The organism is Sedimenticola selenatireducens, assembly GCF_963675335.2.
In the GTDB taxonomy this organism is placed as follows: Bacteria; Pseudomonadota; Gammaproteobacteria; order Chromatiales; family Chromatiaceae; genus Sedimenticola; species Sedimenticola selenatireducens.
Genome location: NZ_CAXXYC010000001.1, coordinates 211306 through 226801 on the forward strand (window position 1 = coordinate 211306; position 15496 = coordinate 226801).

The 15496-nt window shown below is 58.6% G+C and carries 17 protein-coding genes; 2 read left to right on the forward strand and 15 right to left on the reverse strand.

Annotation, left to right across the window (positions count from 1 at the left end):
- Positions 1–17 precede the first annotated feature (17 nt).
- On the forward strand, positions 18–566 hold the full coding sequence (locus ACHZBF_RS01040; RefSeq protein WP_321527430.1) for a DUF924 family protein: 549 nt from the start codon (positions 18–20) through the stop codon (positions 564–566).
- A 15-nt stretch (positions 567–581) separates the two neighbouring features.
- Here the strand turns inward: ACHZBF_RS01040 and ppnP are convergent, their stop codons facing one another.
- Positions 582–863, reverse strand: coding sequence for a pyrimidine/purine nucleoside phosphorylase (gene ppnP / locus ACHZBF_RS01045; protein ID WP_029133404.1), 282 nt, complete (start codon positions 861–863; stop codon positions 582–584).
- Positions 864–982: 119 nt separating this feature from the next.
- A complete protein-coding gene (locus ACHZBF_RS01050) occupies positions 983–1474 on the reverse strand; it encodes an Lrp/AsnC family transcriptional regulator (protein WP_037375146.1) in 492 nt (163 codons plus the stop codon).
- Positions 1475–1656: 182 nt separating this feature from the next.
- Here ACHZBF_RS01050 and ACHZBF_RS01055 point away from each other — a divergent pair, with 182 nt between their 5' ends.
- Positions 1657–3540: a thiamine pyrophosphate-dependent enzyme gene (locus tag ACHZBF_RS01055; protein ID WP_335342934.1), complete on the forward strand. Its 1884-nt coding sequence runs from the start codon at positions 1657–1659 to the stop codon at positions 3538–3540.
- Positions 3541–3546: 6 nt separating this feature from the next.
- Here ACHZBF_RS01055 and mgtE read toward each other — a convergent pair whose 3' ends face one another.
- The 13 genes from mgtE to ACHZBF_RS01120 all read right to left on the reverse strand — a co-directional run bounded on the left by mgtE (position 3547) and on the right by ACHZBF_RS01120 (position 15428).
- Positions 3547–4908, reverse strand: coding sequence for a magnesium transporter (gene mgtE, locus ACHZBF_RS01060; protein WP_029133402.1), 1362 nt, complete (start codon positions 4906–4908; stop codon positions 3547–3549).
- A 399-nt stretch (positions 4909–5307) separates the two neighbouring features.
- A complete protein-coding gene (gene ptsP / locus ACHZBF_RS01065) occupies positions 5308–7029 on the reverse strand; it encodes a phosphoenolpyruvate--protein phosphotransferase (RefSeq protein ID WP_321527431.1) in 1722 nt (573 codons plus the stop codon).
- A complete protein-coding gene (locus ACHZBF_RS01070) occupies positions 7026–7295 on the reverse strand; it encodes an HPr family phosphocarrier protein (RefSeq protein WP_029133400.1) in 270 nt (89 codons plus the stop codon). Before ACHZBF_RS01070 ends, ptsP begins: the two co-directional genes overlap by 4 nt.
- Positions 7296–7548: 253 nt before the next feature.
- Entirely contained in the window at positions 7549–8427 is an 879-nt protein-coding gene (gene rapZ / locus ACHZBF_RS01075; protein WP_321527432.1) for an RNase adapter RapZ, read from the reverse strand.
- Between the two features lie 87 nt (positions 8428–8514).
- Entirely contained in the window at positions 8515–8991 is a 477-nt protein-coding gene (ptsN, locus tag ACHZBF_RS01080) for a PTS IIA-like nitrogen regulatory protein PtsN (protein WP_321527433.1), read from the reverse strand.
- Positions 8992–9006: 15 nt separating this feature from the next.
- A complete protein-coding gene (gene hpf, locus ACHZBF_RS01085; protein WP_029133398.1) occupies positions 9007–9342 on the reverse strand; it encodes a ribosome hibernation-promoting factor, HPF/YfiA family in 336 nt (111 codons plus the stop codon).
- A gap of 24 nt (positions 9343–9366) precedes the next feature.
- A complete protein-coding gene (locus tag ACHZBF_RS01090) occupies positions 9367–10869 on the reverse strand; it encodes an RNA polymerase factor sigma-54 (protein WP_029133397.1) in 1503 nt (500 codons plus the stop codon).
- Between the two features lie 120 nt (positions 10870–10989).
- Complete coding sequence (gene lptB, locus ACHZBF_RS01095; RefSeq protein ID WP_321527574.1) at positions 10990–11715, reverse strand: LPS export ABC transporter ATP-binding protein; 726 nt, start codon at positions 11713–11715, stop codon at positions 10990–10992.
- Between the two features lie 7 nt (positions 11716–11722).
- A complete protein-coding gene (lptA, locus tag ACHZBF_RS01100) occupies positions 11723–12238 on the reverse strand; it encodes a lipopolysaccharide transport periplasmic protein LptA (protein WP_051302168.1) in 516 nt (171 codons plus the stop codon).
- The gene (gene lptC, locus ACHZBF_RS01105; RefSeq protein ID WP_051302166.1) at positions 12222–12791 is read right to left on the reverse strand and encodes an LPS export ABC transporter periplasmic protein LptC; all 570 of its coding nucleotides are present in this window, start codon (positions 12789–12791) and stop codon (positions 12222–12224) included. The genes lptA and lptC overlap by 17 nt, the downstream gene beginning before the upstream one ends.
- Positions 12792–12833: 42 nt before the next feature.
- A complete protein-coding gene (kdsC, locus tag ACHZBF_RS01110) occupies positions 12834–13358 on the reverse strand; it encodes a 3-deoxy-manno-octulosonate-8-phosphatase KdsC (protein WP_321527434.1) in 525 nt (174 codons plus the stop codon).
- 52 nt (positions 13359–13410) lie between these two features.
- Complete coding sequence (locus tag ACHZBF_RS01115) at positions 13411–14409, reverse strand: KpsF/GutQ family sugar-phosphate isomerase (RefSeq protein WP_321527435.1); 999 nt, start codon at positions 14407–14409, stop codon at positions 13411–13413.
- On the reverse strand, positions 14406–15428 hold the full coding sequence (locus ACHZBF_RS01120) for a calcium/sodium antiporter (RefSeq protein ID WP_051302164.1): 1023 nt from the start codon (positions 15426–15428) through the stop codon (positions 14406–14408). Before ACHZBF_RS01120 ends, ACHZBF_RS01115 begins: the two co-directional genes overlap by 4 nt.
- Between the last annotated feature and the right edge of the window lie 68 nt (positions 15429–15496).

Sequence of the window (15496 nt, forward strand, 5' to 3'; positions counted from 1 at the left end):
GAAACGGGGGAATCGAGATGGCGATTGAACCACAGGAAATCCTCGACTACTGGTTTACCGAGCCGGTCTGTCGGCACTGGTTCTCTCCCACACCGGAGCTGGACCAGGAGATCGGTGACCGCTTTGAGCGCCTCTGGGTACTGGCATCCGAGGGGCAGCTGGATCACTGGATGACCAGCGCCGAGGGTTGTCTGGCCCTGGTGATCCTGCTGGATCAGTTTCCGCTGAATATGTTCCGCGGCCGGCCTGAGAGCTTTCAGACCGAAGCCCAGGCCAGGACTGTTGCCGGTGTTGCCATTAAACGCGGCTTTGATGAGACCCTGAGCGGAGCCCGGTGTGCCTTCCTCTACATGCCCTACATGCACAGCGAGAATCCGGATGACCAGGATAGATCCGTCGAGCTCTATGAGCGTGCCGGGCTGCAGGATAACCTCGCCTTTGCCCGGCACCACCGGGAGATTGTGCGCCGCTATGGGCGCTTCCCCCACCGCAACGCCATTCTGGGTCGACCGAGCACTCCTGAAGAGCTGGAATACCTGAGCTCCGAGGGGGCATTCACCGGCTGACGGTGCCTGGCGTGACTATTCGTAGGTGCAGAGATAGGCGGTCTCGACCGCTACCTTGAGCTGAAACTTCGCCCCTGCCTCCACGACAAACTGTTCACCGGACCGATAATCCTGCCAGTCGGCTGCACCCGGCAACTTGACGGTGAGACAACCGCTGACCACGGTCATGGTCTCCTTCTGGCTGGTGCCGAACTCATACTCACCCACGGCCATGACGCCGACAGTCGCCGGCAGGGTGGCGGTCTGAAAGGCGATGGAGGCGACATTGCCGTCAAAGTACTGGTTGATCTTGAACATGGGGTGACTCCCGGGGAAGAAAAAAGGCGCTAAAGGTGGACCGATTCTGTTGGAGCGTCAACCCCTTTTTCGTGCCCATGCCTCCATCGGAGGCGTCGCCCATTGGCGAACGTGGCGCCCTATGACCGTGAATCCGAAAGGGTGGCGTTGATCAGCCCCGGCGCGCACTCGATCTCCTCGACCACCACCGAGGTCTTGATACTGCCCACCCCGGGTACCGACATCAGTCGGTGCATCAGAAACTCCGACATCGCCTTGAGGTTGGGTAGCCGCGCCTTGATCAGGTAGTCGGTCTCGCCTGTCAGGGAGAAGCACTCGATCACTTCGGGCACATTTTTAATCGCGTCGCTGAAGCGTTGTGCCGGGTTGGGACCGTGGGCATCCAGGGAGACATTGACAAAAATAGTGATCTCCAGTCCCAGTGCCTGTGGATCGATCTGCGTGGTATAGCCGCGGATGATATTCAGTTCCTCCAGTCGCTTTACCCGACGGTGGCATTGGGAAGGGGAGAGGAATGCCACCTCTGCCAGTTCATGGTTGGAGGCTTTGGCATGGCTCTGCAGGTGAGCCAGTATTCGGAGGTCGGCTGTATCAAGTGCCTTGTCGTGCATTATTTTCTCTTTTTGGTGGGCTTTGCTGCGAATTTGTTGCAATAAACGGGGTTGATTATAGGTTATTTGCAAAATGATTGAAGCGTATTAATGGTAACCTTGCCGCCTTGATTATCCATAGAGAGGACGGTCATCCGGCATTCCCGGGTTGCCGCGTCTCACCGTGACCGAGGACTCCATTTGTGAATGCGCTCGCTGAAGAGATCAACCCTGCCCTGGCCAGTCGGCGTTTCATGTCCGGAAACGAGGCTGTGGCCCGGGGGGTCTGGGAGTCTGGCGCCCGCGTCGCCACGGCCTATCCCGGGACACCAGCGACCGAAATCCTGGAATACCTGGGTACCTATGACGATATCCATGCCAACTGGTCACCCAATGAGAAGGTGTCGCTGGAGGTAGCCATCGGAGCCTCGATGTGCGGCACGCGTGCCTTTTGCGCCATGAAGCATGTCGGTATGAATGTAGCGGCTGATGCACTGATGACCCAGACCCTGGCGGGGGTGGTGGGTGGGCTGGTGATCGCTATTGCCGACGATGTGGGCATGTCCTCGTCCCAGAACGAACAGGACTCGCGCTACTGGGGGCGTTTCGCCCATCTGCCTGTGCTGGAGCCGGCCGATTCCCAGGAGGCGTATGCGATGGTGCTTGAGGCGTTTGAACTCTCCGAACAGTTTGATTGCCCGGTGATTCTGCGCCTGACCACACGGATCTGTCATGTCAAGGGAGTGGTCTCCACCGGTCAACGCCAACAACATGCTGCCGCAGGTTTTACCCCCGATCCTGCTCATTGGGTGATGGTGCCGGGAAACGCAAAAAAACGTTTGCAGTTGCAGCACCAGCGGGATGGGAAACTGCGCGCCTACAGTGAGCAGTCTCCCCTCAATTCCTCGCAACCCGGCAGCGATCAACGGTATGGTTTTGTAACCTCAGGACCAGCCTACGTCCATGTGAAAGAGGCGTTCCCCGAGGCGCCAGTGTACAAAATCGGTTTCAGCCATCCACTGCCGGTTGAACAGATCCGGCAATTTGCCGGGGGGGTTGGGTCCCTGATTGTGGTGGAGGAGACCGAGCCGCTGATCGAGAATGAACTCAAGGCTGCCGGTCTGACTGTCAGCGGCAAGGATATCCTGCCGGCCAGTGGCGAACTGGCACCGGAGATCCTGCGCCGGGGTATCGCTCGTCTGAACGGTGAAGTTGAACAGCCACCTGCCCAGCCGATAGCGATACCGCCGGTACAGGCACTGTTCCCCCGTCCGCCCACCATGTGTGTCAGCTGCCCCCATCTGGCGGTCTTCTATACCTTGTCGCGGCTGCGCAAGCGGGCCAATTTTGCCGGTGACATCGGCTGTTACACTTTAGGTGCCGGCAAGCCCTGGAATGCCCTGGATACCTGTATCTGCATGGGGTCGGCGATCGGCATCGGTCTGGGTATGGATCTCGGGCGCGGTGAGAGCGACAAGGAGAAGGGGATCTTCTCCATTATTGGTGACTCCACTTTCCTGCATCTCGGTATCCAGGGGCTGCTGGACCTGGTCTACAACCAGGGCAATGTGACGGTGATGATCCTGGACAACTCCGCCACCGGCATGACCGGAGGCCAGAACAACCATGGCAACGGGCGCGACCTGCGGGGCCGGGAGGCGCCGAAGGTGGATTTTGCCGAGCTGGCCTGTGCCCTGGGCGTAGACCGGGAGCGCGTGCATGTGGTGGACCCTTATGATCTGCCGGTGCTTTACAAGATCGTCAAGCAGGAGATGGCGGCGCCGGTGCCTTCGGTCATCGTGGCCAAGCGTCCCTGTGTGCTGACCGACCGCTTTGCACCGCGTCGTCCCCTGATGGTGGAGGCGGACAAATGTAACGGCTGTGCCAACTGCCTGAGTGTCGGTTGTCCGGCCATCCTGGTGACCCGGCGGGAGACCGAGGTGCGCAAGGGCGGGCGAGAGGTGATGAAGGCGTGGGTGCGCATCGAATCCGCCGCCTGTACAGGTTGTGATATCTGCTTGCAGACCTGCGGGCCGGAGGCGATATTGCCGGCCGATCTCTCCAGGATAGAGCCGATCGAGGAGTGATCCGGATCAGATCAGGAACAGGGTGGCGAGACCCAGGAAGGAGAGGAAGCCGACGATATCGGTCACGGTGGTAAGCAGCACCGAGCCGGCCAGCGCCGGATCGATGCCGAGCCGGGCGAGGGCCATCGGCAGCACAGTGCCGGTAAGGGCGGCGAGGATCAGGTTGATGCACATGGCCGTGGCAATCAGCAGTCCGATGTTCGCATCGTGGAACCAGAAGCCGGCAATCACTGCCACTACCCCGGCCCAGATAAGGCTGTTCAGGGTGCCCACGGCCAGTTCCTTGAGGATCAGCCAGCGGGTATTCTTGCTGGAGAGCTGACCCAGGGCGATGCCGCGTATGGTCAGGGTCAGGGTCTGGCTGCCGGCAATGCCGCCCATGCTGGCGACAATCGGCATCAGTACCGCCAGCGCCACCACCTTCTCGATAGTCGCCTCGAACAGGCCAATCACCCAGGAAGCAAGCAGGGCGGTGATCAGGTTAATGCCGAGCCAGAGTGCCCGCCGCCGGGTGGAGATCCAGACCGGTGCGAACATGTCCTCGTCTTCCGAAAGACCGGCCTGGCCCATGAACTGGTGCTCGCCCTCCTCACGAATCACGTCCACCACGTCATCGATGGTGATGCGGCCGATCAGTTTGCCATTGTCATCCACCACCGGGGCTGAGATCAGGTCATGCTGCTCGAAGCGGTTGGCCACCTTGCCGTCGTCCCAACTGGCCGGAATGCCGCGCACATCCAGGGACATCACCTCCGCCACTGTCTCATCCGGATCGTGCGTGACCAGCACGGTGAGGGGGAGAACCCCCAGGTACTTTCCATCCCGGTTGGCCACCATCAGGATATCGGTCTGCGGGGGCATCTTGTCTCTAAAGTGGCGCAGATAACGCATCACTACGTCCAGGGTCACTTCCGGGCGCACGGTGATGGTATCCGGGTTCATCAGACCGCCGGCGGTATCCTCCGGATAGGAGAGGATCGCTTCCAGCTGTTCTCTGCGCTGGTGATCCAGGGAGTCGAGGATCTCCCGGGTAATGGCCAGCGGGAGCTCCTGGACCAGGTCGGCCAGGTCGTCGGTGTCGAGTCCCTCGGTGGCGGCCAGCAGTTCTTCCGTATCCATTTTGCTGATCAGGTCGGCCCGCACCTCATCGGCGACCAGGATCAGCACCTCACCGCCGTTCTCCTCATTCACCAGACCCCAGACGATATCGCGCTGGGTGAGCGGCAACGATTCCAGCAGGTGGGCAATCTCACCGGGATGGAGGGCGTTCAGCATTCGCCTGGCTTGTTGCAGGGTGCCGCTCTCCAGGGCCGCGTGCAGGCGCTCCAGACGGGTGCTGCCAGTTTGTACAGGTACCTGATCAGACATGACTGATGTGGTTCCTCGCCAAGTGAAGGGTGGGTGGGTCAGACGGGGCCGATTCTAGCAGTTGCAGATGACAAGCGGGAGACATACGGCATGAATAAACGCGAATACCGTTTTTTCGGCCATTTTTCAGCCTGAATCAGGGGGGGGCTGACTGTGAATGGTAGATGGGGGGGTGGACACAAAACGGTGTGTGCCAGCCTTTTAGCGGACCGGTGATTTCGGTTTTTACCCATCCTTGTATGTTACGAGAGCACCGTAGGATGGGCAAAGCTTGCGTGCCCATCAAGTCTCTAGATGATGGGCAGGTCGCTGCGCTCCTTTGCCCATCCTACGCTTTTTTTCTGTGTCTCCAGCGAGTGCTGAATAGCGCTTGTTCAGTTTCCCACCGATTGAGGCGATTCAGTGCAGGGCGCAGATTTTCCCCAGCAGCTGCTCAAAATCGCTCTCGCCCAGGCGCTTCATCAGCTTGCGCGTCTGTTTGGCCAGTTTGGCCGCATCCAGTTGCAGCAATCGCTCCTTGGCGATTAACAGCGACCCCGGTTGCATGCTGAATTCCCGAAGGCCCATGCCGATCAGCAGCGGGATGTAGCGTGGATCACCGGCCATTTCACCGCACATGCTGATTGGGATCCCGGCGCGCTGGCCCGCAGTGATTACCATCTGAATGAGACGCAGGATGGCGGGGTGTAACGGGTCATAGAGATAGTTTACTTCGTCGTCCACGCGATCGATCGCCAGGGTGTACTGGATCAGGTCATTGGTGCCGATAGAGAGGAAATCCAGCTCGCGGGTGAAGGCGTCGGCGGCCAGGGCGGCGGCTGGCACCTCGATCATCCCACCCACCGGGATGTCTTTGGCGAACGGTATGCCATCGGCACTCAATGCGGCTTCGGTTTCGGCCAGCAGGGCCTTCAGTTTGCGCACCTCCTGGAGATTGGAGAGCATCGGGATCATAATCCGTACCGGCCCGTGAACGGCAGCGCGCAGGATAGCCCGCAGCTGGGGCTGGAACATTTTTGGTTCCTTCAGGCAGAGACGGATGGCGCGCAGCCCGAGTGCCGGATTGCAGCAGTAGGAAGTGCAACCGTCGACCTGTTTGTCGGCACCCAGGTCCAGGGTGCGTATGGTGATCGGGATACCGTCGAGTCCTTCCACCACCCGGCGGTAGGTCTGGTAATGCTCCTCTTCATCCGGCATGCCCTGCCGGTTCATATAGAGAAATTCGGTACGGTAGAGGCCGACGGCATCGGCCTGAAGTTCCCGGGTGGTTTCAATATCCTCCGGGAGTTCGATATTGGCCATCAGATGTACCCGCACACCCTCACGGGTGGTGGCGGCCTTGCCGATCAGGTTGCGTAATTGGGTGGCCCGGCTCTGGGCGGCGCTGATCCGGTGTTGATAATGGGCGAGGGTGGCCTGATCGGCATCCGCCAATATTACTCCCTGCTCTCCATCCACCACCACGGTTTCACCCTGGTGCAGCAACCGGGTGATGCTGTGCACACCAACAACCGCCGGTATATCGAGACTGCGGGCCAGAATGGCTGTATGGGACATGGGGCCGCCAAACTCGGTAATGAAGGCGGCGATTCCCTGATGGCGCATCACAATGGTGTCGGCCGGGGTGAGGTCCTGGGCCAGGATCACCTTGCCACTGAGGTTGTCGTTGCTCTCATCATCCAGATCCAGCAGGGCCATCTGGATCTGATTCACCACGTGTTCCACATCATCCTTGCGTGTTCTCAGGTAGGGATCATCCATGGTGTCGAACACCTGCACCAGGGATTCCCGCTGCAACTGCAGTGCCCACTCAGCGGCGTAGGCGTGCTTGCGGATCAACTTGATCGGTACCTCCACCAGGGCAGCGTCATTCATCATCAGGAGGTGGGTGTCAATGAAGGCGATAATGTCAGAGCGGGTGTTGCCGGGGATTTTCTGACGTATCTCATGAAGCCTTTCCCTGGCGCCGTTCACCGCCAGTTGGAAGCGTTTGATCTCGGCCGGGACATCGGCGGTATCAATCATACGCGGGCTGATTTCCAGCAGGCCGCGCTGCAGGATATGGGCCTCGCCGATGGCGATGCCCCGGGTGATGCCTATACCGTTACCGGCAAAGGTCATTCGGGCTCTCCGAAGCGGTCATTGACCAGGGCCTCGAGGGCATTGGCTGCCTCGATTTCATCATCGCCCTCGGTGGTGAGTGTCAACTCCGTACCCTGGCTGGCTGCCAGCATCATCACCTCCATAATGCTTTTTCCGTTGGCCGGTTTGGCGTCTCGGATCAGCTGGATGGTGCTGCTGTATTGTCCCGCCTCGGTGATGAACTTGGCCGCGGCGCGGGCATGCAGTCCCAGTCGATTGATAATTGTAATCTGCTTTGTGACCATAAAAAGCTCAAATCGCCCATGCCAAGGGGAAACAATATCGCACAATCCGTGCCGGTAACAAACCATCCATCTCACATGGCACCGAAGCCTGGATGAAGCCGCTCCCGGTGAAACCGACATCACCACCTGTGCTCAAGGTGGTGTAATCCGGGAGTGGCCGCCGTGCCATGCGCCGGATTCCGCCCGTTAGGAATTGCCTGTCTGCGGGCTTTCGTGGGCTGGGCTTTATCCAGGCTGCAAACTGCCTATTGGGTTAATTCGGTGCCTTCTCCTCCCGTGGCAGGTCCCGATGACGGGTCTGAATCTGCCTGCCATGGGCGCGGAAATGGATGGCCAGTTGCTCCACCAGATAGACCGAGCGGTGTTGTCCGCCGGTGCAGCCGATAGCGATGGTCAGATAGCTTCGCCCCTCGGTTTCAAAACGGGGTATCCACTGTTCCAGGAATTGGGCCAGATCCGCTTGATAATGCTTCACGTCATTGCTCGCACCGAGGAATGCCTGCACAGCCTCGTCTTTTCCGGTGAGCTGGCGCAGCGTCGGCTGCCAATGAGGATTAGGGAGGCAGCGTGCGTCGTAGACAAAGTCCGCGTCCCGGGGTACACCCTGCTTGAAACCGAAGGATTGAAACAGCAGGGAAATCTTGGTATCCAGCCGCTCGGTGATGCGGGAACGGATCAGGTGCCGCAGCTCATGCAGAGTGGTCTGACTGGTGTCGATGCGGATGTCGGCAACGTTGAGGAACGGCGCCATCAGTTCCCGTTCGTAGCTGATCGCTTCCGCCAGCGGACGTGCGCCACCGGTCAGGGGATGACGCCGCCGGGTCTCACTGAAGCGTTTGATCAGGGTCTCGTCCTGTGCTTCGAGGAAAATAACCTCAAAGCGAATCTTCTCCGCTTTCAGCGGCTGCAGCAGTGCGGAGATGCTTTCAAATTCGGTGGGCGTATTGCGTGAATCAATACTGATGGCGACCAACTGGAATCGCTTGTCCTGTCGTTTGACCAGCTCGCCGGCTAATGCAGGCAGCAGAAATACCGGCAGATTGTCGATACAGTAGTAGCCTTCATCTTCCAGGGTATGGAGTGCGACACTTTTTCCAGAACCGGAGAGTCCGGTGATGATGGCCAGCTTCATAGGGTCTCCGTTACCTCTGATTACACGATGGATGGCAGAAAAGCGTGTCGGCAGCGAAAACAGAGATCCTCTGTAGGCGGCCAGGGATCAGCCGCTGGCGCTTATCGGCATCGGTTCCTGTTGTATGAACTCCTGTAGCAGTGTCTCGCTGTCCCGGGCTTTTCTGAGTTTCTGGCAGAATGCTTCGTCACTGAACAGAGTGGCCAGTTTTGCCAGGAGTTGCAGATGTTCTTCTGTCGCCTCTTCCGGTACCAGGAGGCCGAACACCAGATCGACCGGTTGCTGGTCTATAGCGTCGAAATCGGCGCCGGACTGGAGCTGGATGAAGGCGCCTCGGGCCTCCGTGACACCGGCAACACGGGCGTGGGGCAGTGCTATGCCATGCCCCAGCCCGGTGCTGCCCAATCGCTCCCGCTCAAGCAGTTTGTCGAACACAGTACCCTGGTTGAGCTCCTCCGAGGCGGAGGCCAGCAGTCCGGCTATCTCTTCGAGTACGCGCTTTTTACTGGCGGCCGGATTCGCGGCGCTGATGCGTTCGGCAGTAATGAAATTTGCGGGAAACATGATTTTGCCTGTTGATTAGATTTCGGCGTTGGCGGGATCGATTCCCTTCATGCCTACACCATTGCGATGGTTGGTGCTTTTCTCCTTGAGCTTTTTCACCTGACGGTCGATTTTATCCACCAGACCGTCGATGGCGGCATACATATCCTCTTCTTCACAGTCGGCAAAGACATCGGCGCCATTCACATGGAGAGTAGCTTCCGCCTTCTGGCGCAGTTTCTCAACACTCAGGATGACATGGATCTTGGTGACATGATCAAAGTGCCGTTCCAGGCGCTCGAATTTTGTTTCGACATAGTTGCGCATGGCTTCGGTGATGTCCACATGATGACCGGTGATGCTGATTTGCATGATTTGCTCCTTGGTTACTGGCCTCTAGACGAGGCGCTTTCGCTCGTTTGATGGCGGGATCGCCATGGACTCGCGGTATTTTGCTACCGTCCGCCGTGCGACCTGAATGCCCTGATCGGCGAGTATGCTCGCCAGTTTGTTGTCGCTGAGTGGCTTGTTCGGCTTCTCGGCAGCGACCAGTTTCTTGATCAGTGCGCGTATCGCGGTGGCGGAACACTCTCCGCCTCCAGCCGTGCTGACATGGCTGGAGAAGAAATACTTGAATTCCAGCGTACCCCGGGGGGTATGCATATATTTTTGCGTGGTGACCCTGGATATGGTGGATTCATGCAGCTCCAGGGCCTCGGCGATGTCCCTCAATACCAGGGGCTTCATCGCCTCTTCGCCGTGCTCGAAGAATCCGCGCTGCAGTTCGACAATCTTGGTGGCCACGCGCAACAGCGTTTCATTGCGGCTCATCAGACTTTTGATAAACCAGCGCGCTTCCTGCAGATGATTCTTCAGGTAGTTGTTGTCGTCGCTGTTGTCGGCGCGCCGGATCAGCCGCGCGTATTCCGGGTTAACCCGGAGTTTGGGGGCGGCATCAGCGTTCAGATCCACATGCCAGACGCCATCTCGGCGGGTCACGAATACGTCGGGAATGACATATTGGGGTTCGGTTTCGGCCACCAGGCTGCCGGGGCGCGGTATCAGCGAGCGGATCAGCTGATTAATCGATTTCAGGGTGTCGTCATCAATCTTCAGCTTGCGTTTGATCTGGTTATGATCCTGCTGGGCCAGCAGGTCGAAGTGATTGTTGATCAGCTGAGTGGTCAGGGCCATGCACGGATGGGGATCCGTCAGCTGACTTAGCTGGATCAGCAGGCACTCCCTCAGGTCACGCGCGCCCACGCCGGGTGGGTCAAATTGCTGAATCCGGTGCAGCACCGCTTCGATCTCATCCAGCTCAACCTCGTCAGCGGACATGCTGACAAGAATCTCGTTCAGATCCATCCTCAGGTAACCGTCTTCATCGATGCCGTCAATGATTGAGACGGCAATCTCGCGGTCCAGATCGCTGAACGGGGTCAGGTTCAACTGCCAGGTGAGATAGTCGTAGAGGGTGCGGGCACTGCGGCGCTGGGCCAGGTAGTCACTGTCGCCGGCGTCCCGGGATGCCAGTCCGGAAGAGGGTGGTAGCGTGCTGTCGTAGACATCGTCCCAGCCGCTGTCCACCGGCAGCTCTTCCGGTATGGAGTTTGCCTCGCCGTTGACCTCTTTTTCGTTGTTGAGGTCATTGCTGCTGGCCTTGTCCCCTTTCAGGCCATCGCCATTGAGCCGCTCGATGGTGCGCTCTTGTTCATTCCCACGGGCCTCTTCGCGGGCGCTGTTCTCCTCTTCGGTCTCCAGCATCAGGTTGGAGTCGAGCGCCTCCTGAATCTCCTGCTTGAGATCCAGCGTAGAGAGTTGCAGCAAGCGGATGGCCTGCTGCAACTGCGGCGTCATGGTGAGATGTTGGCCAAGGCGAAGCTGGAGCGTTTGCTTCATGCGGGTATCTGGATCTGGTACGTAATTTGTATGGTTTTCACAGTTTCATTCTAGCGTAAAAAATCACCAGACGCACAAGGAGAAAATGGTTTATTGCCGTCAATCAACTGATGATCAACTCTAGAGACTGAACTCTTTTCCCAGGTAGACGGAGCGCACTTCCTGATTGGCCAGAATCTGCTCCGGTTCGCCCTCCGCCAGCACCTTGCCTTCGCTGATAATATAGGCGCGCTGACAGATGCCGAGGGTCTCCCGGACATTGTGATCGGTGATCAGTACGCCGATCCCCCGGGATGAGAGTGTACGGATAATATTCTGTATGTCCTTGACCGAGATCGGGTCGATACCGGCGAATGGTTCGTCAAGCAGTATGAAGCGGGGCTCCATGGCCAGTGATCGGGCGATCTCCAGGCGGCGACGTTCACCCCCGGAGAGACTCATCGCCTGGTTGTTGCGCAGATGGGTGAGGTTAAAGTCCACCAGCAGTGCTTCGCAGGCCTCGATCTGTTCCGGGGGTCGCAGATCCTTGCGGGTCTCCAGGATGGCGAAAATATTATTGAATACGGTCAGCTTGCGGAAGATGGAGGGTTCCTGGGCCAGATAACCCAGGCCGAGGCGCGCCCGGGCGTGCATCGGCAGGGCAGTGATGTCATGACCGTCTATGCGGATGGTTCCACCTTCCGAGGGAACCAGTCCGGCAATCATGTAGAAGCAGGTGGTCTTGCCGGCGCCGTTGGGTCCCAGCAGCCCCACCACTTCACCGCTCAAAACGTTCAGGGAGACACCGTTCACCACGGCGCGGCGGCGATAGTGTTTCGCCAGATTGTCAGCAGCCAGCAGGGTCATGGATCGATTACTTTTTTCCACCGATGGTGACCTTGACGCGCTCTTTGCCCTTGGCGCTGGCACCTGCCTTCACTACCGCCCGGGCGCGATCATAGATGATCCGGTCGCTCTTGAAGGTGTCCTGACCCTGGGTGAGTACGGCGTCACCGATCATATTGATGATTTCGCTGTTGGCAGAGTACTCGGTCTTCTTGGCGCGGCCCTTGATAGTGCCCTTGCCGTCTTCAGTATCCTGCTGAAAAGTGACCGGCTTGCCGACCGCCTCGATCTGATCAGTCTCGTTCTGGCGCTGGGTAACTGTTACCTTGTCGGCCTTGATAATGATGCTTCCCTGGGTCAGTTCCACATTGCCTTTATAGGTACTGATGCCGCTTCGGTCATCGATATCGACCGCGTCGGCCTCGATATAGATGGGTTGGTCCTTGTCCGACTGCAGGGCGGATACAACTCCCGGCAGTATCAGCAGCAGGGCAATGGCGAACCAGCGCCGGCCAGTGTGATGGGGCTTAGGGATTGACTTCATAGCGTCCTCGTACATTGGCAAGTAGTTTGATGCGGATTGGCTGCTGGAGCCATATCTGCATGCCTTTGGCGTCGATGTGGTCCTTGTTGCTGCGGACGTTCACTTCAGCGTCGGTCTCCACGTAGTTGTCGCCCGGCTGCACGCGCAGATCCCGGGTTCTGATACGCATCGGGCGTACCCCAAGTGCCGCAGAACGGTCGATTTTAACCGCACCCTGCAAAAGAAGCACCTCCCCATCCCCCGATAGCCAGCCAGTTTCGGAGTTGACCCGCCAGGGCGGCCGGTCCAGGTCATACAGGGTGAGGCGGGGTAACTTCAATTCGGTACTGTCGTCGTCCATAAAATGGGTCATGCGTTCGGCAACCAGGCGTTTGCCTGGTTTGCCGGAGAGATCCATCAAGGTGGAGTCAACCCCTTCCAGGTAGTAATCGGCCCTGTGTTCACGGGTGGTGTACCCCGGATCTTCCGCTGTGTTCTGTCTGGACAGCCAGAAGGTGCCCGCGACAAGTAGCAGCAGGATGCCGCCGATCATCAGGTTTTTCTGATCGATCATAAGGCGTTGCTTCCCACCAGCGGTACCGGGGTGATCGATGCTTTACTTGAGATATTTTTCAAATGCCTGCTCCAGGGTTCCCTGCGCCTCCATCAGCATTTCGCAGATCTCGCGTGCCGCCCCACGGCCACCACCGGCCAAAGTCTGCCAGTGGGCATGTTGTTTTACCAGCGGGTGGGCGTCCTGTACGGTAATCGCCAACCCGACCTGACGCATGATGGGCAGGTCGACCACGTCATCACCCACATAGGCAATCTGTTCATTTTTGAGGCCCAGTTTGTCCCGCAGCTCTTCGAAGGCCGGGACCTTGTGGCGTTGTCCCTGATAGACATCGCGGATACCCAGGCTCTCCATGCGAATGGTTACTACGTTGGAAGTGCGTCCGGTGATAATGCCGATCTCCACGCCGCTCTTCTGCAGCAGCTTCATGCCAAGGCCATCCTTGGAGTTGAACGCCTTGTACTCCTGCCCGTCATCCCCCAGGTAGAGGCTGCCGTCGGTCAGGACCCCGTCCACATCAAAGATAATCAGGCGGATCTGTTTCGCCCGGTTCAGGATCTCCTGCATCTTTTAAATCTTTCCTACCGCATTAAGTGAGTTGCCACAAGGCATTCATCGCTCAGACGATGCCCGCCAGCAACAGGGTGTGCATATTCAGGGCGCCGATCGGTATCTGCCGGTCATCCACTATAAACAGGGAGTTGATCTTCTTCTCCTGCATGATTTTCAGCACCTCGGCTGCCAGCATGTCGGCTCTGGCCGTGGTGCTGCCGTGGGTCATGACGTCGGTTATCAGGCAGTTACGTATATCGATCGGCCGGTCAAGGGTGCGGCGCAGGTCGCCATCCGTATAGATCCCGGCGAGACGACCCTGGTCATCAATTATTGCCGTCATGCCCAGCCCCTTCCTGGTCATCTCCAGCAATGCATCTTTAAGGCTCGCCCGGTCAGAGACCCGGGGTATCTGTTCGCCCGTTACCATGACATCACTCACCATCAGCAGTAGCCGGCGACCAAGACTGCCGCCGGGATGGGAGCGGGCAAAATCCTGCTCGGTGAAGCCCCGCGCCTCCAGTAGCGCGATGGCCAGCGCATCCCCCATGGCCAGGGTGGCGGTGGTGCTGGATGTGGGTGCCAGATTGAGTGGGCAGGCCTCCTGTGCCACGCTGACGTCGATATGGACATCAGCCTGCTGGGCCAGGTTGGATTGAGGATTACCCGTCATGGCAATCAACGGGACGCCCAGGCGCTTGATCAGCGGCAGGATGGTGAGCAGCTCGCTGGTCTCTCCCGAGTTGGAGAGGGCCAGTACCACATCCTTGGCGGTGATCATGCCCAGATCGCCATGGCTGGCCTCGCCCGGGTGGACAAAGAAGGCCGGACTTCCGGTGCTGGCCAGGGTAGCGGCGATTTTGCTGCCGATGTGGCCCGATTTACCCATGCCGGTCACCACGATACGGCCTTCACAGTTCAGCATAATGCCGCAGGCATGGGCAAAATCGCCATTGATCCGATCAGATAGCGCCTGGATGGCTGATGCTTCGTTATGAATCACCGCCAGTCCCAGGGCCTGGAGTTTTTTTGCCTCTTCGGGAGAGGGCTTGCAGTCCTTGTTCATGTGGCTTGCTGCTCTACTGTCTGTTGATATGCCGCGGGTTCAGCGGCCTTGACACTGCCGGTGTGCATGAAGAGTACCCCCTGATAGGCGAGAAAGGCCAGTACCAGCAGGAATCCTTCAATCCGGTTGATGCGCCCGGTACCGCCGAAGCCGTAACTGATGATAAACAGCGCCAGCGTCAGACCGATCATCATCGGCATGTCCCGGGTCAATACCAGCGGATCGAACGGGCCGGGGGCAATCAGTCCCGGCACCGCCAGGACCGCCAGCAGATTGTACATATTGGAGCCGATGACATTACCGATGGCAATATCGTGCTCATTCTTCAGGGCGCTGGCGATACTGGCTGCCAGTTCCGGCAGGCTGGTGCCCAAGGCGACGATGGTCAGGCCGATAATCAGGTCGCTGACGCCGTAGGCGGTGGCAATATTGACTGCACCCCAGACCAGGATGCGGGAGCTGAACAGCAGCAGGGCCAGGCCTAGACTGAAGTTGACCACCGCCCTGGCGGTGGTCATCGCCTCGGGCAGTTCGTCCAGGATCTCGGCGGTTATCGGGTCGCTGGCGAGACTGCGCATGCCAATGCGCACCATGGCGAAGAGCATCGCCACCAGCCCCACCAGCAGGACCATGCCATCGATTCTCCCCAGGGTGCCATCCAGCATCAGCAGCAGGGTGCCAAGACAGACCGCCAGCAGGATGGGATATTCCCGGCGCAGGGTATCCGATTGGACATTCAAGGGGGCAATCAGGGCGGTGATACCCAGGATCAGACCGATATTGGCGATGTTGGAACCGAGAGAGTTACCGATGGCCAGACCGGTATTGCCCTGCACGGCGGCCATGCCGGAGACCAGTATCTCGGGGGCCGATGTTCCGAAACCGACGATGGTGAGTCCGATGATCATCGGCGGCAGCCCCAGATTGCTGGCAATGCCGGACGCGCCGATGACAAACCGGTCGGCACCCCAGACCAGCAGGGTAATACCGGCAATGATGGCAACAATATCTAACAGCATAAAGAGAGTCGTGGGGGACGATATGGTTAAAATTCAACAGCTTTTTTTAGCGCAGGCATTGTTTCAGA